Origin of the sequence: Virgibacillus chiguensis, from assembly GCF_900129865.1 — a bacterium.
GTDB lineage: Bacteria > Bacillota > Bacilli > Bacillales > Amphibacillaceae > Virgibacillus > Virgibacillus chiguensis.
On sequence record NZ_FQXD01000002.1, the window covers coordinates 341,135 to 359,631 of the forward strand.

The window sequence follows — 18,497 nt, forward strand, 5'->3', positions numbered from 1 at the left end:
TCACTCCCCCTTATTCAGGTATTTTCAATTTTGTATGCTGATGATCCATTGCTAAATAACATTCAAATGGATTTGGATATTTTTCCTGTCTAATAAATGGTTGCTTGAATATATCCTGATCGCCAAGTCGCATACTCATCAATCCTACTATGGCTTGCGAACGTATATACTTAGCAACTTGTTCAAAGCTCAGTCCAATATAACTGTAATCCCCTATAAATATGAAATGGATGCCGGTCTTTTTGCCCTGTTCTATTAGAAGGGTTATTTCATCCACTTCTAATTGAGTGCGATCACAAAAATCTTTTACATCGGCAATAAGAACAAGCCATCTAACATTCTCCCCCGTTGTCTGTTTAGTACGGATGTTAATTTCTGTCATAAGATCATTTTTCACAGAAATAACTCCTTCTTTTTCAGATATATATGCATGTAGGCTTTTTCCAATGTCGGACAGTTGTTGTTCTGCCGTATCAATTAACATCGTTTGATAAAAACCAGAAAGAAGAGACATATTTTTTGCTAATGATTGACGTAATCTATCTAAACCATCTTGCCGATCACTTACAACAGTTAAATGACCATGTTGGATTGGATCAAAAGCAAGTGGTTGTACTTCCTCAAATTCCAATCCTAGGGGGACTTGCATTTCTTTTACAAGTTGTTTTGTCTTTCTGTTGTTTTTAAACTTCTCAAAGTCAACCACTCCTTCAGGCATCATCGGAATTTCCTCTGGTAATTCACCATCCCAGAATGCTGCCATTTCTTTTGCAGTTGCTTGAATCGCATCAATAATTGCTAATGTCTCTTCTCCTTCTGCAGGAAGCATGGTTTGGAATAATGCTGGTTCGTCCAGCTTAATCATCCCTCTTCCTGGTATTTCTTCAATTTCAATCTCTGTCCTACCGACAATTCCACGAGCTTCGGTTTCTTCAATTAAATAAAGTGGAATTTGAGTTTTAATATTCGACAATAACGGCATGCGCATAGCACTTTGTCGTCCGGCACTGATGGCTAGATGAATGCCAATACTTGCACCCTCTCTAGCAATTTGTGTAATTAGCTTTTCGAACTCATCAGAGAATGCTGCATCACGGACAGAATCATAGTTATCAATAACAATTAATTGATTTTCCACTATATCTCCGCTCGCTTTTTCATACATATCCATACTTGCAACGCCATAATTGCTTAACTTCTGTTTCCGTTCCTTGATTTTACTGCTCATAAGACGGATGAATTTAGCTACTTTCTCTTCCTCATCCAGTAGCATCGTATCCGCAACATGTGGTAACGATTTTAACGGTAGTAAACCATTGGTACCAAAATCTAGTAAATACACATGTAAATGTTCAGGATGGTGCTGATGCACAAGATTCATAGTAACTGTTTGCAAGAACGTTGATTTTCCGTAGCCCGGGCTGGAAAAAACAGCAATATGTCCATGTTTCGTTAAATCAAGCGTAAGTGGTGATTGCGATTGTAATTCTGGCTGGTCTAGTAAACCTAATGTAACGACTAGCGATTTCTTGCTTTCCTCTTGCCAAATTTCTTTAAAATGAACATCATGTATTTCCTTTGGCAATATTCGTTCTGGTAACGGTGGAAGCCATGGTCTTGGAAGAGGATCAATTTGGCATTTTTCTGTGTAAGTAGCAATATAATCAATCACCGCTTCCAATTCAGTTGGTTTTTTCTCCACATCTTGTTTATTGGCCAATCCACTTAAATCCTCAGTAAGAATATCATATTGACCTAAGTCATTAATCGCATAAACCGTTGTATCTATAAATTCATGATCTTCTTTATCTGGCACGTAATCTGCACCACTCCACGCACTTTGAAACAGTTCATAGATTTCATTGTTCCCAACTTGCAAGTACGCCCGTCCTGGTAACGTAATCTCCGCTGCATCAGGTGTTTTCAATATTTCATTCGAATCACTCGCATTTTGTACTTTGAGTGCCAATTTAAATTTTGAGTTCGACCAAATTTGGTCATCGACAACTCCACTTGGTTTTTGTGTTGCAAGTATAAGATGGATGCCCAGAGAACGCCCAATTCTCGCAGTGGATACAAGCTCTTTCATAAAATCTGGCTGTTCGGATTTCAGTTCTGCAAATTCGTCCGAAATCAAAAACAAGTGTGGCATCGCTTCGCTTGCTTTACCTTGCTTGTAAAGCTTCTGATATTGATTAATATGATTGACATTATGCTCCCCAAATAGCCGTTGACGTTTTTGCAGCTCTGCTTTTATCGAAGCGAGCGCCCGCATTGATTGCGCTTTATCCAAATTCGTTATCGTTCCTAACAAATGTGGCATGTCATGAAATAAATTTGCCATTCCACCGCCCTTATAATCTATGAGTAAAAAGGCAACTTCATAAGGATGAAAATTGATCCCTAAAGACAAAATATAGGACTGAATAATTTCAGATTTCCCTGAACCAGTTGTACCAGCAACAAGACCATGTGGACCATGAGCCTTCTCATGTAAGTTTAATTGAACGATATCTTCTTTACCCCGAAGACCTAATGGAACGGCTAAACTTTTATACGTTTCATTTACCTTCCAACGATGTTCAATATTTAAATCCGTTACATTTTCCACATCATACATTTCTAGAAAAGTCACTTTTTCAGGTATAGAGTTTTTTAGATTTTGTAGATGATTGATCGGTGCCAAGGCACGGGTTATTTCTTCCTTATCAAACCCTTCCGGATAATGATCCAGATGGAATTTTTTATTCACTAATTCTCCTTCTTCTAATAAAATGTTTCCATGCTTTGCATCACGAATGTCGATAACCGTTTTCACATGTTCTGGAAGTGCCTGCATGACATCTTGCACAAATACTAAGGACACACCAATTTCACTTAGATCTTCATTGAAAAATTCCATAATAATATGATCTAATATCATCTTCTCATCTGTAATAAGTACGATATAATGGGGAGAAAAATAAAGCTTTTCATTTTTGTTCGTTTTCTCTTCTATGGTTTGTCTACGTTCTTTTAATAATTGGTACAAGGAATACAACACTTGATCACGAGAACGTTCGTGATATATAAACCCGCGCACGTTAACATCTCTTAAACTAGCATGTGGTAGCCAGCGCATCCAATCCCATTCTTGTTTTTCTTCTTCTGGAAAAATTGTAATAAATTGCACGTCGTGATAACTATGAAATAATGCAAGTTGTGTAACTAATAACTGCAACTGCTCTAACACAAGCGGACGATGACCGATGTAGCCAACAGGTCCTTTGGTTAATGATGTAACAACGGGTACATTTTCAATTTCTTTATATTGAGATAAGAGCTCTCTTGCTTGATCTATAAGTTCATCCTTTTCTTGGGTAAATTCTTCATCATTAAAGTCAATTTTAAAGCTAGATGAAACCGTTCCTAAACCCGCACGAAAATGCAGGAAATCATGCTGATACATGGTTTTTTCATAAATTCTTGCCTCCATATTTCTAACCATATCTCTAATCGTTACGATATCAGGATAATGATAAAATAAAGCGTGGCGTTGCTCCTCACTTACTAAGTACAGTTCTTTCGTTTTCCGTTGCAAATACGCTTTATATGTCTCTTCACGATGTTTCATATCCGCTTTATATTTTTTAACACTTTTCACATAGGAAGTAATCGAAAATATTATCGTGACAATGGTGATCGATAGCATCACGATGATGTAAACCCCTCTAGGTTGAATTAGTGAAATAACGATCAGTGCTACAACCATTACTATTGGAGGTACGATCGTTCTTGCCAATTGTTCACTAGGCTTTGAAGGCTTATGTGCTGGTTTAGCAATCGTTCGATCTTCTTCAGGTTCCCGATAAATAATTCTAGGTGAACGATGATAATCTGGATACTCCCCGCTGTAAGGAGTAGTCACTTCTACCAATTCCACAAGCTTACTTGTAAAATCAAGATGTGATGTCATCACTTGTAATTCCTTTTCACCTACGCAAAACATCGTTCCAGCAACAAATAATTGGTCTCCAGGACATACGACTGCTTGCTTTTCAACAGCCTTAAAGTTATGAAAAATGGTTGCACCATTATTTTCTAGCTGAAAAGTAAACCCATTTTCCTGTCTGTGCAAGACAAAATCAACAGACGAATTAGGTAGCATAATATCATCATATGAATGCGTGCCAACCGTTATTGTTTCTACACCTGCAGCGTCATAGAATCTGGTTTCTTCCCTATGTAACAAATATAATTCCAACAGATGATCCGCTTCAGGGAGAGACAGTTGTTTTTCTAATTTTGCTTCCCCAATAAAAGCCTCGTTGCCATTCCACATTAGTTTATGTGTTTGCTCTAAGTTGGAAAAAGTTATATTATCTGACCAGCTATTACCAATTATCATTTCCTTTTTTTCTTGATCTGGTAAATGGCATTTATGCAATTGATTATCATAAGTGACCATGAGTATTTTGTTTGCCATTACGTTTCTCCCTCTCTAAAACGTTACAATATAAAATATGTGGACAGTTTCTGGACGCCAATGTTTATACTACGCAAGATATACGGCGCTTGATGTCATACCTGTAATGAACGTGTGTATCGATGAAGCAACACGAAAGATTAATTTAATAGATGGCTAAAAAGCTATTTTTCCTTTTCTTTGTCACCACTATCTTCTTTCTTTTTATTGTCCTCATTTGATTGCGCTTCTTGTTCTGTTTGGTTAGTATCTTCCGCCTCTGACTCACTTGCCGGTACTGTTTCTTCATCCTCGTCTTGTAAATCAAACTCCTCACGGTACTGTTCTAGTTCATCTTGTAACTTTTTAACAGTCTTTTCTCTCTCTGATCCTGTTAAGTCTGGATTGTTTTTAGCTTCCTCTATCTTTTGAATAAGTCCGTGTATAATTAAGACAGGGTCATCAATGTACTTGGCCTTTTCAAGCGATGTATCAAATTCTCCCCTGCCATTATAAATCCAATAGGCTAAGTAATCAGGATCACTTTTCAAACTGACATTTTTTAAAATAACTTCCTTCTCTGCATCAGGTAAGTTTTCCACGTTAATATAGGAATGAGCTAAAATATACATCGTTTGAATCGGTAGCTTTTCTGGATCTTCCCCCTCTAAAGTGGAAATAACATCGCCATAGGAAGAAGCCAAATACTCACCGTGAGCTTCTAATAGATTATCTTGGTAAGGTGCTTTTATAATGCCGTAATAAATGACGGGAACGGTTAACAATACGGAAACGATAATCATAATAATCGAAAGTTGCTTAAATAAACGAAAGCGTTTCGTTGGTACAACTGTCATCGTTTGTTCTGTTTTGACTTGTTCTTCCTGATAACTTTTATACAATAAATCCTTGAGCTCTGCTAAGTCGGCTACTTCACTTACCTGTCGTTGGAATTCGGTTTCCGTTGCATTTTGTAATGACCCATGATAAAGCTGATCAAAATTAAATTTTTTAGAGAATAAAGCGATCGCATAGCATTTTAATTGTTTTAAAAAATCTGCTTCATCCCATTCATAAGGTGGTACAAGCTTGCGAATACCTCGATAGATAACAACAGGCATCAGATTATCATTAACCATCAGGTTATCAGGATGAAGCACAAAAGTTATCCTCGTGTTCAAAATAGGCTCTAATTGCAACATGTTGCAAAGTAATCGTAATTTTTCATTTCTATGTAATTGCAGTAGATGATCCCAGTTTTTCCATCTAGGCTCTAACTTAAATGTAAATTGAAATGCATCTTTTTCTTCCTCTATAGTAAGCGGGGCAAAAAAATCAGAAGGATGTAACATGATATCCATTTGGCGAACATCATGTACAGCGGTTTGTGATTTCGGTAAACGCATTTTCCAATTAGTTTGATCCATTTCAAATTGCAATGTGAGGTTTTCAAATTCGATTGTTTTTTCCTTCATTTCCCATTAACTCCTTTGTCCTCCAGTAAAAATGCATATTCCGCTTACAACACGACATATTGTGTCAAGCTCGATCATTTTAGCAATCATTCATATAAGCCATATGTTTCTTGTTATTGAACAACTAATATATCTCCATCTGTAACAGGGTAATCGATGATATAATCATCATCTGCAATGAACAGCTTCTTCGTGGTAACTTTGATGGCATAGTAAGAATGATCTGGTAGCGTAATATGTAGAGCATCTGTTACATAATAGAGTAATTGTTTTACCGTTAATTGTGTGGGGATACGGAGGTCGTAAACTCCGCATCCAATGTAGTTAAAATCCATTGTCACATTAATATGGGTATCTTGTGCCATTTGTTATTTCTCCTAATTTAACATTTTTTGCATCATTACATAGATTCCACCACATAAAAGTAAAGCAAAACCTGTTAACACATATAGCCATGTATTACTAGATTGGCTTGTCTCTGCTATCTCATCTTTATTCGGCTTCGAGGTAGATGCGGCAATCTCTTCATAATCTTTCGTGAACAGGTCGTCTTTAACAGAATCCAATGTCTTATTTATTTGCACATCCTTTGCAAAGAGATCTGACTCCAGTTCTTCTAAAGACTGCTGCTGCTCCGCTTTCTTTTCAGCAATGATTTTAGATGTTTCTTCTGTAAATAGTGTAGGGAAAATCTTTTCTAACTCTGTTTCCTGGTTAACTGTATTTTTCTTATCATCTTCCACAATACGGTCAATTTTCATTTCTAAGTCTCCATCACTATCGGCACTAGCCGCTGGTGCTTGGTATCCCCAAACAACCAGCACGCTAATAACAAGTGTGAGGATCGCTTTAACTAACCTCTGCTTCTTTTTCATTGTCCACATCCCCTTTTTGTGTTGAGCGATGTACAACAAACAAATTGGCTAAAGCACCTACTATTACAACACCAATCATAATAAAGATGGACGCGGAGTAATTAGCTTCTCCTTGTACAACACGAAACAAAAGGGTTTCAACATATTGCAGTGGCGAGAATTCTTTCCACGTCTCCATTCCTTTTATACCTGTTCCAAAAGCATTTGTTAAGAACAGATATAGACTGAGCACCACTAAAAGTATAAACATACCAATCATTTTAACTTGTCTTAATAAATAAGTGGAAAAAAGTAACATTCCAGTAATTAATAAGACAATAAGCGTTGTAAGCATTAACATATCACTATCAGCAATTTCCATTGTATAACTAGATACAACACCAATCACAATACCTTCTAATACACCGATACCAATCGTTATAAGTGTAATTGGTATGTTCAGGCTCATTATTGTTTTTCCTTCCGAAAATGGATCTCTCTCCATACGCTTCTGGTTTATTGTTGAAATAACATAGGCTGTAAACAAGACAACAATGAAACAGATTAACACAAGATAGTATGGTGTAAATGAATCACTGGATGTAATCGTTCCTTCATTACTTGTTTGAACTGGATTGGATAAGAAATCATATAAGTCTTCATTTTGCCTGTCACCAATACGACTATTTGCTAATACACCAGTGAAGTTCTCGGCAAAATTTTCATCGTCCATTAATTTATTTGTCATATTTTCTGACAACGTTTCTACTTGTTGAACAATATCATCGCCACTTTCTTGAATCGTCGTCGCTTGCTCATTAATACTATCGAAAGTATCATAAACTACATCACCTTCATTTACATTGCTCTGTGCTTGCTCCGACAAAGATTGACTAGCTGATAGTAGTGGCTGAAAGCTGTCATCCAAGGAAACGATGGCAGACTGCTCTTCATCTTCTTTTGTTTGAATTTGTTCTTGAGATTCAAGTAAGTTCAAGCTTTTCTCTCGCCAAGCTTCTACATTACTTAAAGTTGTTTCAAGACTTTTATTCAAGACCCTAGCTCTTTCAGCAGTTTCATCTATTTTATTCACTAAAGCATCCGCATTGCTGTTCATTAATGCAACTTTCTCTTCATGGATTTCTATTTGAGCTTGTAATTGTTCCCATGGAGTGCGGATTTCTTTAGCCACTTCATCACTAATTTGTAAGACAATATAGTCTTTGATTAAACCAGGGACATCTTTTTTATTAAAAAGATAATATAACGAATCTTTAGTAGCTAATTCTTTTAAAGGTTTACCTTTAATTTGTTCCGGTAAATTCGGCCCCCCCATATGCAAACCAAAATAACTTTCATAGGTTGAGAATAGTTTTTGGTAAGGGGTTACCGTGTTCGTTACAGCTTTAATTAATTGATTCGTCGCTTTATCCATTCCTTCCATTGGAGTCATAATTTCATGGTTAATGCGATTATTAATGACTTTAACTCTTTTGGTTGCTGGTTTTAGCTTCTCAAGCGGGACACTATCTTCTTCGTCCGATGGTTCATCCTCATCTGAGACATCCCCGCCCCCTGGCTCGTCCGGATTATTATTTCCAGGTGTTTCTCCATCCTCACCTAAACTTCCACCTTCTTCAGAATCGCTCTGTTCATTGCTTCCCTCAGACTTTTCTTCTGAAGTTGGTTTTTGCTTCGCTTTATTATCTGAAGTGTCAACATTTTTTCCTTGTTGCTCCACCTCTACCTTTGCATTGGCAACAAGTGGTGTTTCTGCTGTTTCAATTTGGGCTGTTTCAGGAACATCTACATTATTAATATCTTTTTGATGAAGATTCCATCCCCAAGGAATTGGTTGGAGTATGTCTATATTTGAATTTTTATCACGCAACCGTAGTGTAACCTGAACGGTAAATACACCTTCTTCATTCGCTGGAAGAATAATTTCACCATCATGATATTCTTTTGTATAATCTTCTTCGCCAATACCAGGAATGGTAAGTTGTAAGTTTTCCACATTATATTTTTCGAGAATACGCTTTGGTATTTTTAATTTGAATGTTTGTGCTGATTTTTTATTTTTTGGCAACTTGACGGAATCAGACATCGTCATCCCTGAAGTATGCAACTTTTCTTTTAGTTTGTTTATCTTATATGATAGGAGTTTGGTTGGGTCACCATCCGGGCTAAGATTTTCATCTTTGCCTAAGCCGTCTTCATTCATATATTTTTCTGTTACCGCAATAACATTTCTAATTTCTTTGATTGTCCGCTTTGGCAAACCAACTTCTTCAAAGTCCTCCATATCCATTGAAGGTAATCTTCTTATGTGCTTATGAATAGTGTCTTTTGCATGAACAGCTGGCTTTTTTAAAAGCATATTTACCAGTTGATCATCTTTACCCAGCTTGCTGGTAAGTAGTCCATCTAAACGATCTGAAATTACCCCAGTAAAACCGCCCCAATATTCTGGGTTTATTCGTTTTTCAATATCATTATACGTTTTCTGGACTTGCGTTAATGAATCGTCTAAATGCTTCCTTAATACATTCGCTCTTGTTGCAATATTACCCCCGGGATTACTTTGATACATTACAGAATTCACAGGTGGTTTAATTTCTTCCATACCGCCGTTGTTCTGTAATTGTTCATTAATCAATTTATTTGCCAACTGTAAACGTTCCAACTCTTGTTCTACTTCCTGTTGCTTTAAGGAGCGATCAAATTCATTTAAAGTTTGATAGAATTCGAGAATTTGCGTATTATTTTGCTCTTTTAATTTTTTAACATCATGAACAGATGACAAATAATCTTCATCCAGTTCTGCATCATCTAACAGCTCTTTTTCAAAGTTATTCATTATTTCCTGAAAGCCTTGAAAGCTATCCTTCGATACCTCTGTGCTATCTTTTATCGTGCTAAATTGATTGGTATAATTATCTAAAGGATTATACACTTCACTGCTCATAGTGTTTGTAAATACGGCTTGTTTTTCAATAATGCCACCAATATTATCCTGTGCATTCTGCAGATTTCCGACAATACTTGCAAAATAAACGTCAATAATCCTACGATTAAATTGATTAAGAATATTACTGGCTGTTTTTTCTGCTTCCGCTTTTATTTGCTCATTATCCGTTGCGTTAATCTTATAATTTAAAACGACTTGGTCTGGCGATTCCGAATCAATAGATAGCGCTTTTTCGGAAAAATCATTAGGAATCACAATCATCATGTCATATGTACCACGTTTTAAGCCACTTTCTGCTACACCGCGGCTAACTACAAACCACTCGTGATTGTCTTCATTGTTCACTCCTTGGACGAAAGCCTCTCCAAAAGCTAGTTCTTGTCCATTTAAGATAGACCCCTCATCTTCATTAACAAGCGCTACAGCCATTGCTTTATTTGATTCTGATTCATCCTTTTCTGTTTGTTCTTGTTGGCTTAAAGCAAGATAGGATAAGCCTGATGCTAAGATAACGATTAATACTAAAAACAGGAACCAGCGTTTATCCAATTTTTTCATAACAAACAGCTCCTAGAAGTTTCACAATTTATTTTGTTACATGAATCACTAATCGCAAACTCTTGTTCGTTTTTTATACTATCTTTCCAAAACAGAAGCTGCACAACTTAAGCCGTGCAGCTCTCATAATGAGTCACGAAACGTTGTTTACGACAATTTTCCGCTCATATAAAAACCTTTATTTAAGACCAAAATTTTGAGATAATGCACGATCTTGATCAGCAACTGCTTCCGCTGTTTTCGTTAACTGCAATTCAATATCTCTCATTAATTGAGCAAAATTCAGTACTTTTGGTTTAAGATCCTCAAATTGCTCATCAAATCGGTCAAAGGCTTGCCCTTCCCATTCACCGCGCAATTCAGTTTGTAAGTTACTCAAGTCTCTTAGGATGTGCTCAATCTGATCTGAACTATTCCCATAACGTTTTGCTTTTGCCTCCAACTGTTCAGGCGTCATACGAATTTGTCCTGCCATTACAATCTCATCTCCCTTTGTTGATTTACTTAGAGGCGAAATAAAGTAATTAGCCTCTTTCCTACAAGACTAATCAACCGAATTTTCTATGTCAATTGACTATATGCATTTTTTGGATAATTGATAACAAAGACCTAATTTACACCGAATGTACATTTTTCACATGGTAAAATTAGGAAATATTTACCCCGTCAAAATTTAGGACTATCGTATTAGTTTCATTTTTTTGCCAGTTAATATCTTTATCACTATACGGAAAGAGAGTTGATTCATCGACTAAAAGAATCAACTCTAAACTCTCCTATAGAAGCACTTCAAATAACAAGAAAAATGAATAAATTCTTACCAAAAGAAAAATGGTAATATGGCTAATGATGCAATTGCACCTAAAGCAACACCGTAGCCGAATCCATATCCAAAACCATAAAAACCAAAACCAAAGCCTCCCAGTCCACGTCCTCTATCTAACGGCCTCATGTAAACTCGGTTTGGGCTCACTTTTTCAATGATACCTCGATGAACTTTCCCACAATGTGTTTTAATCTCTACAGCCTTTCCCATATGACGTTGACATAATGAATAATAATGCGAACCTGACATATAAATTTCACCCCCAATGTATAAGTCAGATACAACATCATATGAGATAGTAATTAGCCCTGTAAAAGACAAATTACTCAGGTAATGAGCGGAAAATTAATGTTAAAAAATATCCTTTAGCAAAATTCAGCTTGTCATCCAGTCAGAAGGCATAAACTATTTTTCTTATACTACAAGTCCTAAAAATTTTTGGCCTACCTAAAGTATTAAAAATCTTAGGTGTAATAGTATGTATAACGCTATTTCACAAAATTTCTTTCAAATAAATTCAAGCATACTAGGTGATCACCCATATCATTTTCATTGCTTAGGCATACATTATTATTGTAAAAGAACTGGAGGTGTTTAACATGGGTGAAGCTGTTGCAGGTTATGGCTACGGCGGTGGATTTGCCTTAATTGTCGTATTGTTTATTCTGTTAATTATCGTAGGGGTTGCCTACATCTGTTAACAATTCATAAAGATAGGAGGATAAACTATGGGATATGGATATAATTGCGGTTGTGGAGGATACGGTTACTCCGCACCTGCTGGATATGGCTGTGGTATCGGCGGATTTGCTTTAATTGTTGTTCTATTCATCTTACTCATTATCGTTGGAGCAGCATGCTTTTAAGATTTTACCACTACAGGAAAAAGCAGGTCCCTATTGCGACCTGCTTTTTTTAATTTGTATAGAATTGTAGATTATTTTTCCCCGTAAAAATAAAAAGCCTTCTTACTTTCTCATGAAAAACATGCTTTCCTAACTACTTTATCGTCTTATCGTTTAATAACTGTTGTGTATAATTGATAAAGTCAGTAAAATAGCCATCAACATTAAAAGATTTGACACGTTTTTGTTCTTGTTTTTGTGTTGCCAAATCGGTAAAATATACGTGTACTTCTTTTCCTTGCTTATGAAGCTCATTTACAACTTGTAAACTCACATCCGTCGACTCTACTCCAATAGCAGAATATGGTACCTCTTTTGCTTTTTCAAGATTAAATGCCCCTTTTTTAAACAGTAACGTTAACGGAATGGACGGAGCAAGCAGCTGCAATTGTTCCAAGCTGGATTCTGAAAATGATTGAAAAGAGACATGTTGTCGATCAAGCAGATCATATTCCTTTAATAATTCAATTAATTTTGTTTCCATCTTCGCTTTACCATGAACGAGCCGTGTTTCAATATAATAATGCTCCTTTTTTTCAAAAACTTGCAATACTTCTTCTAAAGTTGGTATTGTTTCCCGTTTCTCCTCTTGCTGAAAGACTTCAACAGTCTCAAACTCCCTCAATTCCGCAAACGTATACGCAGATACTTTGCCGCTACCGTTCGTTGTTCTATCAATGGTGTCATCATGCATGACAACAAGCTCTCCATCTTCTGTCATTCGTAAATCTAATTCTAACGCATCCACACCATCTCTAGCCGCTATCTCATAAGCAGTAACGGTACTTTCATTAAAACGATCATTTGCCCCTCTATGCGCATAGATTTCTGCTTTTTCTGTAACCATAGGCGTTATTTGAATTTCTGCATGAGCATATAACGATAAGCTTGTAAGCAATAGTAGTATGAACAAAAACCCTCCTATTCTGTTAAACAAATGATTTTCTTTCACTTTTGTAGAACACTGCCTTTTCTGGATAATCCGTTATGATTGCAGCTACCCGAAGACCAAGCAACTGCTTCATATCATTCATATCGTTCACTGTCCATGCTCGTAACCTTGGAAAACTAGGACGCCAATAGTCTACCCCGTTTAAAATCCCTTTTCGAGAAACGTGAATAGCTTCTAAATGAAAACAATCCATATACTCATGCGGATGCGGTAAGTTTCCTTCTACGAGTAGCGCGACCTCATGATTTGGGTCTAATTGTTTTATTCGAAGCAATGTTGGTAAGTGAAAGGATGAGTAAATCACTTTTCTATTATTTCCATAAACTTGCACAATTTGCTGCACTTTTTCTTCTATTCCTTTATACGTAAACTTCGTCGTTTTTAATTCAATATTTAGTTCAATCGAATACGGTTTTAACAATTCTAAAACTTCTTGTAAAGTAGGAACCTGTTCCAAGCGCCATTGATCCTCAAATAAGTCAAAGTGAGAAAACTTCACCCCAGCACTATGTCTTCTTATTTCTTCTAACGTTAAGTCCTTTATATATCCTGTTCCATCTGTTGTGCGATCTAAAAATTCATCATGAATAACGACAATTTCTCCATCCTTTGTCATATGCACATCTAATTCAATCCCGTCAACACCTTCTTTTATAGCTTGCATAAATCCTAACAACGTATTTTCTGGGTATGTTCCCATGCTGCCTCGATGACCATAAATTTTTGTTTCCATAAAGTCCCTCCTTAAATAGTAAAAGTGATCCATTTTATACTTACCACGTAAGATCCTTATTAGGGAAAATTTACTTTCTTCTCTCAAATAGAAATTTTAATTTACCCAGATCGCATCGCATTTTTGAAGTCCGAGTCTTACAGCATTTCACATCCGAGATAAATCACTTTATATAGAGAAGAGAATGAAACTACTAGCTTCATTCTCTTCTTATAATCTACTCTCCTCGAGCAGTGTTTGCTTGTTCAATCGCCGCATTCACTTGTTCTACAGCAGTCGAGAATGCTTCATCGACATCGCCGCCATTGTATACCGTCTCTAATGCTGTTTCAATAATTTTACGCTCTTCAGGTATCATATCCATGAGTCCTCCCTGTGTAGCTATGGAAGGTTTGGTAGCCTGTAATTGCTCTACCGTTACTTGTAATTGCGGCATTTTTTGATACGCTTCTTGCACAACTTGCTGTTCATATGCTTTAGGATTGATGGCAAAATACCCTGTCCCTACATGCCATTCAGCTTGTACTTCTGGTTTTTGCACATACTTTAAGAAATCCCAAGCGGCCTTTTGTTCCTCTTCTGCCTTTCCTTTCGACATCCAAAGGCTCGCACCACCAATTACAACTCCATGGCGCTCCTCTTTCTCAGGATATGGGATAAAAGCAACACCTACTTCAAATGGCGCATTATCAATCACATCTCTAGCACTAGCGGAAGACTGCATAAACATAGCTACATCGCCACTTAAAAATCCAGTTACCATATTGTCTGAATTCGTTCCATAATTTGCAAATGTATCTTCATCCATCATACGTTTGACCCATTCAAAAATCGATTTTCCTTTTTTATTATCAAAGGCTACTTCAGTCGCTGTATCACCACGTCCATTATCATTATTTAATAACAGACCGCCTTGATTTGCTAACAATTCTTCAAATAACCAGCCATAAGCTTGCAGCGCAAAGCCTTTCATGTCAGAATTGGATTCCTTAATTGCTTTGCCTGCTGCTTCTACTTCCTCATAGGTCTCTGGTGGTGCTTCTGGATCTAAACCAGCCTCTTTAAATGCATCTTTATTATAATACATGACTGGTGTAGAAGAGTTAAAAGGCATGGAATAAAACTTTCCATCGACCTTGTAATAATTCGTAATATTTTCCTCCAAATTACTCATATCATAACCTTCTTCATCAATAAACTTTTGAATTGGTTCCACGTTACCACTGTGAACCATCGACATCGTTCCAATCTCATTTACTTGCACAATGGTTGGTGCATCGTCAGTTCCACCTACACTATGGTATTTTGATAGCGTTTCTTCATATGTCCCTTGATATTCCGCATTGACTTGAACTTCATCTTGGGATTCGTTATATTTCTTTACGATTTCATCCAAGGCAACCTGTGCTTGACCGCCCATTGCATGCCAAAACGTTACCTCTGTTTTGCCACCTGATTCTCCATCTTCTTTCGCTTTTGCTGTACCTTCACTATCTTTTTCCTCGGAACTACAGGCAGCAAGTATGAACGTAAAAATAACTAAAGTAAATACGAGTATTCTTTTCAATTTTCTTCGCTCCTTTTGACAATGTTATTTATTTTATTAAGATAGAATTGTGTTATTTTATTGCGCCTTCTGTTAAACCTTTTTGCAATTTCTTTTGCCCTAAAAACAATAAAATTAATGTTGGTAAAACCACAATTAGCCCGCCAGCCATAATAACTCCCCACTCATTAAGCTGTTCCTGTGATTGCAATTGCTTTAATCCTATTTGAACGGTTCGAACCGTATCATCTGTGGTAGAAAGTAAAGGCCAGAGATACATGTTCCAAGAAGTTAAAAAGCCATATACTCCTAAAGTTACTAAACTCGTCTTGGCTACAGGTAGAACGACAGTTAGATAAAATTTGACATCGCCCATCCCCGTTATTTCACTTGCCTCTTTTAATTCTTTTGGGATTTGTTTGAAATGTTGCCGTAACAGAAACGTGCCAAACGCAACTGCAAAGAATGGCAAGGACAACCCAGTATACGTATTCAATAAATCAAGCCCTCTTATCGTTTGGAAATTAGGTATAATCGAAGCCTCAAAAGGGATCATCATTGTCGCAATAAAAATAAAAAACAACGTATCTCTCCCTTTAAACTCCAAAAACACAAAAGCATATGCAGCCATACTTGATAACAACAATTGTCCAAGCGTAATAAGCAACGAGACAATAAAACTATTCATCAAATAACCAAATAAAGGGAAACGTTCAAAGGCTTTTATATAATTGTCCAACGTCCATGTTTCTGGTAGAATCTTCCCTGTTAAAATATCTTGGCTCGACATAAAGCTCATTAAAAACGCCACAATCGCTGGGGCGAACAGCAACAATGCAGATACGGTAAGAAGAAGGTAAAAAACCAGCTTTTTACTAATAGACATCGTCATTGGTAATGCACCTTCCTCTCTCCCAACTTAAATTGTAACAATGTCATCAAAAGAATAATGACAAACAAAACAACTGCTTGTGCGCTCGCTGTCCCATATTGATAATTTTCAAATGCTTCTTGATATATAGAGTACACAAGTAAGTTCGTTTCATTTTGCGGTCCACCACGGGTTAACATGTCAATTTGACCAAAGGTTTGAAACGCATTAATGAACGAGACGGTAATGACAAAAAACAACGTAGGCGACAGCATTGGTATCGTTATTCTTCGTAATTTATATAAATAACTAGCGCCATCAATTTCTGCACTTTCATACAAATGCGAATCTATCGATTGTAAACCACCTAAAAGAATTAAAAAGGTAAAACCAAGATTCATCCAAATTGTGGATATAGATACAGAAATAAGCGCCCATTTTGGATCTGTTAGCCAACCAATTGCCTCTAACCCTACCGCCTCTAACAGTTGATTAAACCACCCCATCGTCGGATGGAATAAAAACATCCAAAATACAGATGCCGCAGCTACAGAAATCCCCATGGTAGAGGAAAAAATCATTCGAAATAAACTGATTCCTTTTAATTTTTCATTGGCAATCACAGCGAGAAACAAACTAATTACAATCGTACCCGGCACGGTGTAAAGCACGAATAAAAAAGTGGATTGTAAGCTTTTCAAAAAAATAGGTGATGTGAAGATGTTTTTAAAGTTATCCAAGCCTACAAAAACCGTTGTGGCTCCACTGTTATCAGTCAGAAAAAAACTTAAATATAATGTTCGCGCCATTGGGTAAAATAAAAATACACTAAACAATATCATAGAAGGTAATAGAAACAGCATTCCTTTAACAAAGCGGATACGCTTTTGCTTTTTCTTGATTTTAAGGAAGTCAATTTTCCTATATTGCTCTTGTAGTACGACTGCTTCTTTCATACGACCGCAACCTCTTTCTCCTTTGTTGAAGAAGCTGCTTTTAGTAATAAACCTGAATCTGTATCAAAAAAACACAGTTTATCTCTGGAAATATGTACGGGTACCTTTTCCCCAACTTTTATCGACCATTGTCCTAACCATTTAGCCGTCCATAATTCTGGACCTATTTCAAATGTAGCTAGTGTTTCATTTCCAAGCTGTTCTACATTAATTACATCTAGATGATGCGTAGCTTCCAGATCAACGGCAGGTAAAATATGCTCTGCACGAATACCAATAGTAAGATTTTTAGCTTGGACAATTTTTGTGGCAGGTTGTATAGAACCCATATCAATCTCAAGAAAATCTTCTACCTTTAACATTTGCTGATTGAACACAGCTTTTCCGAGATTCATTTTTGGTGATCCGATAAATGAGGCAACGAATAAGTTAGCGGGCTCATTATACAATGCAATCGGCTCTCCAACTTGTTGAATTTCCCCATCGTTTAAAACCATAATTCGGTCACCCATCGTCATGGCTTCCACTTGATCATGTGTTACATAAATCATTGTTAAACCCAACTTTTTTTGTAATCTTCTAACTTCTATACGCATATGCGCACGGAGTTTCGCATCTAAATTAGACAATGGCTCATCCATTAAACAAAGAGGTGCTTCACTGACAACAGATCTAGCAAGTGCTACCCTTTGTCGTTGTCCTCCAGAAAGTTCCCTAGGCTTTCTTTTTAACAACTCCGATAACCCCATCATTTCTGTGGTCTTTTTCAATCTATCCTGCTGCTCTTGTTTGCTTACTTTTTTCGCATGTAAGCCAAATAAAATGTTTTGCTCTACATTTAAATGCGGGTACAATGCATAATTTTGAAAAACCATGGATAAATTACGATCCTTTGGGCGTAAATGATTTACTATACGATCGGCAATCTTTAATGTGCCTCCTGTAATTTCTTCTAAACCAGCAATCATACGTAATAACGTACTTTTTCCTGAACCAGATGGTCCTACTAGCACAAAAAACTCCCCTGCCTCTAAGGACAGGTTAATACCATTTAATACATTAGCCTGTTTGTCATAAGATTTGGAGATATCCCATAACTCCACTTTGCTCATTCTTCACCCTCCCTCAATGTAATAACTTACTTCTAAGGCTCCTTTTCCACGTTTATTTAAACATAATAATTATTGTTTTTGGGTATTTTTACATAATATTTGCTTTATTTTAATGTTTTTAACGTTTCCTTAATATTCCATGTAGAAGAGTTAAATTAGATGTTTTTGCACTTTAAGCTATCGTCTAGCTGAATAATCCTCCTTCTGGCAAACAATGCTAGAATAAGGTAGCGGAGGAGAAGCACCGTTACTCCTTGAAAATGACAATCAGTTTCTTCGTTCATTGTTCGCATG

Annotated in this window: 15 protein-coding genes; 2 read left to right on the forward strand and 13 right to left on the reverse strand. The window is 36.6% G+C overall.

From position 1 onward, the window contains the following. Positions 1 to 10: 10 nt before the first annotated feature. From essC to BUB45_RS04145, 7 genes are all read right to left on the reverse strand, one after another. A complete protein-coding gene (gene essC, locus BUB45_RS04115) occupies positions 11 to 4,465 on the reverse strand; it encodes a type VII secretion protein EssC (RefSeq protein WP_073005555.1) in 4,455 nt (1,484 codons plus the stop codon). A gap of 164 nt (positions 4,466 to 4,629) precedes the next feature. Continuing rightward, entirely contained in the window at positions 4,630 to 5,919 is a 1,290-nt protein-coding gene (gene essB, locus BUB45_RS04120; RefSeq protein WP_073005557.1) for a type VII secretion protein EssB, read from the reverse strand. A gap of 113 nt (positions 5,920 to 6,032) precedes the next feature. Beyond that, entirely contained in the window at positions 6,033 to 6,284 is a 252-nt protein-coding gene (locus tag BUB45_RS04125) for an EsaB/YukD family protein (RefSeq protein ID WP_073005558.1), read from the reverse strand. A gap of 12 nt (positions 6,285 to 6,296) precedes the next feature. Further along, entirely contained in the window at positions 6,297 to 6,794 is a 498-nt protein-coding gene (essA, locus tag BUB45_RS04130; protein WP_073005560.1) for a type VII secretion protein EssA, read from the reverse strand. Then, positions 6,769 to 10,302 (reverse strand): type VII secretion protein EsaA, encoded by a 3,534-nt coding sequence (gene esaA, locus BUB45_RS04135; RefSeq protein WP_073005562.1) that lies wholly within the window; start codon positions 10,300 to 10,302, stop codon positions 6,769 to 6,771. Before esaA ends, essA begins: the two co-directional genes overlap by 26 nt. Before the next feature lie 178 nt (positions 10,303 to 10,480). Continuing rightward, positions 10,481 to 10,777, reverse strand: a complete 297-nt coding sequence (locus tag BUB45_RS04140; RefSeq protein WP_073005564.1) for a WXG100 family type VII secretion target — start codon at positions 10,775 to 10,777, stop codon at positions 10,481 to 10,483. A gap of 342 nt (positions 10,778 to 11,119) precedes the next feature. Continuing rightward, positions 11,120 to 11,377: a hypothetical protein gene (locus BUB45_RS04145; RefSeq protein WP_073005566.1), complete on the reverse strand. Its 258-nt coding sequence runs from the start codon at positions 11,375 to 11,377 to the stop codon at positions 11,120 to 11,122. A 350-nt stretch (positions 11,378 to 11,727) separates the two neighbouring features. On the opposite strand from BUB45_RS04145, the gene BUB45_RS04150 reads away from it, so the two are divergent. Together BUB45_RS04150 and BUB45_RS04155 are read left to right on the forward strand one after the other, a co-directional pair. After that, complete coding sequence (locus BUB45_RS04150) at positions 11,728 to 11,829, forward strand: YjcZ family sporulation protein (protein ID WP_073005567.1); 102 nt, start codon at positions 11,728 to 11,730, stop codon at positions 11,827 to 11,829. 27 nt (positions 11,830 to 11,856) lie between these two features. Further along, a complete protein-coding gene (locus tag BUB45_RS04155) occupies positions 11,857 to 11,994 on the forward strand; it encodes a YjcZ family sporulation protein (RefSeq protein WP_073005569.1) in 138 nt (45 codons plus the stop codon). A gap of 133 nt (positions 11,995 to 12,127) precedes the next feature. Here BUB45_RS04155 and BUB45_RS04160 read toward each other — a convergent pair whose 3' ends face one another. From BUB45_RS04160 to BUB45_RS04185, 6 genes are all read right to left on the reverse strand, one after another. Continuing rightward, positions 12,128 to 12,946 (reverse strand): glycerophosphodiester phosphodiesterase, encoded by an 819-nt coding sequence (locus BUB45_RS04160; RefSeq protein ID WP_073005571.1) that lies wholly within the window; start codon positions 12,944 to 12,946, stop codon positions 12,128 to 12,130. Positions 12,947 to 12,962: 16 nt separating this feature from the next. Next, entirely contained in the window at positions 12,963 to 13,718 is a 756-nt protein-coding gene (locus tag BUB45_RS04165) for a glycerophosphodiester phosphodiesterase (protein ID WP_073005573.1), read from the reverse strand. A gap of 217 nt (positions 13,719 to 13,935) precedes the next feature. After that, a complete protein-coding gene (locus BUB45_RS04170; RefSeq protein WP_073005575.1) occupies positions 13,936 to 15,285 on the reverse strand; it encodes an ABC transporter substrate-binding protein in 1,350 nt (449 codons plus the stop codon). Between the two features lie 52 nt (positions 15,286 to 15,337). Further along, on the reverse strand, positions 15,338 to 16,156 hold the full coding sequence (locus BUB45_RS04175; protein WP_073005577.1) for a carbohydrate ABC transporter permease: 819 nt from the start codon (positions 16,154 to 16,156) through the stop codon (positions 15,338 to 15,340). Further along, complete coding sequence (locus BUB45_RS04180; RefSeq protein WP_073005579.1) at positions 16,153 to 17,091, reverse strand: carbohydrate ABC transporter permease; 939 nt, start codon at positions 17,089 to 17,091, stop codon at positions 16,153 to 16,155. Before BUB45_RS04180 ends, BUB45_RS04175 begins: the two co-directional genes overlap by 4 nt. Next, the gene (locus BUB45_RS04185; RefSeq protein ID WP_073005581.1) at positions 17,088 to 18,203 is read right to left on the reverse strand and encodes an ABC transporter ATP-binding protein; all 1,116 of its coding nucleotides are present in this window, start codon (positions 18,201 to 18,203) and stop codon (positions 17,088 to 17,090) included. Before BUB45_RS04185 ends, BUB45_RS04180 begins: the two co-directional genes overlap by 4 nt. Positions 18,204 to 18,497 lie beyond the last annotated feature (294 nt).

Excerpts from the sequence above, each read along its gene's own strand:
- essC (WP_073005555.1), bottom strand. The coding sequence starts at position 4,465 with ATGGCAAACAAAATACTCATGGTCACTTATGATAATCAATTGCATAAA.
- essB (WP_073005557.1), bottom strand. The coding sequence starts at position 5,919 with ATGAAGGAAAAAACAATCGAATTTGAAAACCTCACATTGCAATTTGAA.
- BUB45_RS04125 (WP_073005558.1), bottom strand. The coding sequence starts at position 6,284 with ATGGCACAAGATACCCATATTAATGTGACAATGGATTTTAACTACATT.
- essA (WP_073005560.1), bottom strand. The coding sequence starts at position 6,794 with ATGAAAAAGAAGCAGAGGTTAGTTAAAGCGATCCTCACACTTGTTATT.
- esaA (WP_073005562.1), bottom strand. The coding sequence starts at position 10,302 with ATGAAAAAATTGGATAAACGCTGGTTCCTGTTTTTAGTATTAATCGTT.
- BUB45_RS04140 (WP_073005564.1), bottom strand. The coding sequence starts at position 10,777 with ATGGCAGGACAAATTCGTATGACGCCTGAACAGTTGGAGGCAAAAGCA.
- BUB45_RS04145 (WP_073005566.1), bottom strand. The coding sequence starts at position 11,377 with ATGTCAGGTTCGCATTATTATTCATTATGTCAACGTCATATGGGAAAG.
- BUB45_RS04150 (WP_073005567.1), top strand. The coding sequence starts at position 11,728 with ATGGGTGAAGCTGTTGCAGGTTATGGCTACGGCGGTGGATTTGCCTTA.
- BUB45_RS04155 (WP_073005569.1), top strand. The coding sequence starts at position 11,857 with ATGGGATATGGATATAATTGCGGTTGTGGAGGATACGGTTACTCCGCA.
- BUB45_RS04165 (WP_073005573.1), bottom strand. The coding sequence starts at position 13,718 with ATGGAAACAAAAATTTATGGTCATCGAGGCAGCATGGGAACATACCCA.
- BUB45_RS04175 (WP_073005577.1), bottom strand. The coding sequence starts at position 16,156 with ATGACGATGTCTATTAGTAAAAAGCTGGTTTTTTACCTTCTTCTTACC.
- BUB45_RS04180 (WP_073005579.1), bottom strand. The coding sequence starts at position 17,091 with ATGAAAGAAGCAGTCGTACTACAAGAGCAATATAGGAAAATTGACTTC.
- BUB45_RS04185 (WP_073005581.1), bottom strand. The coding sequence starts at position 18,203 with ATGAGCAAAGTGGAGTTATGGGATATCTCCAAATCTTATGACAAACAG.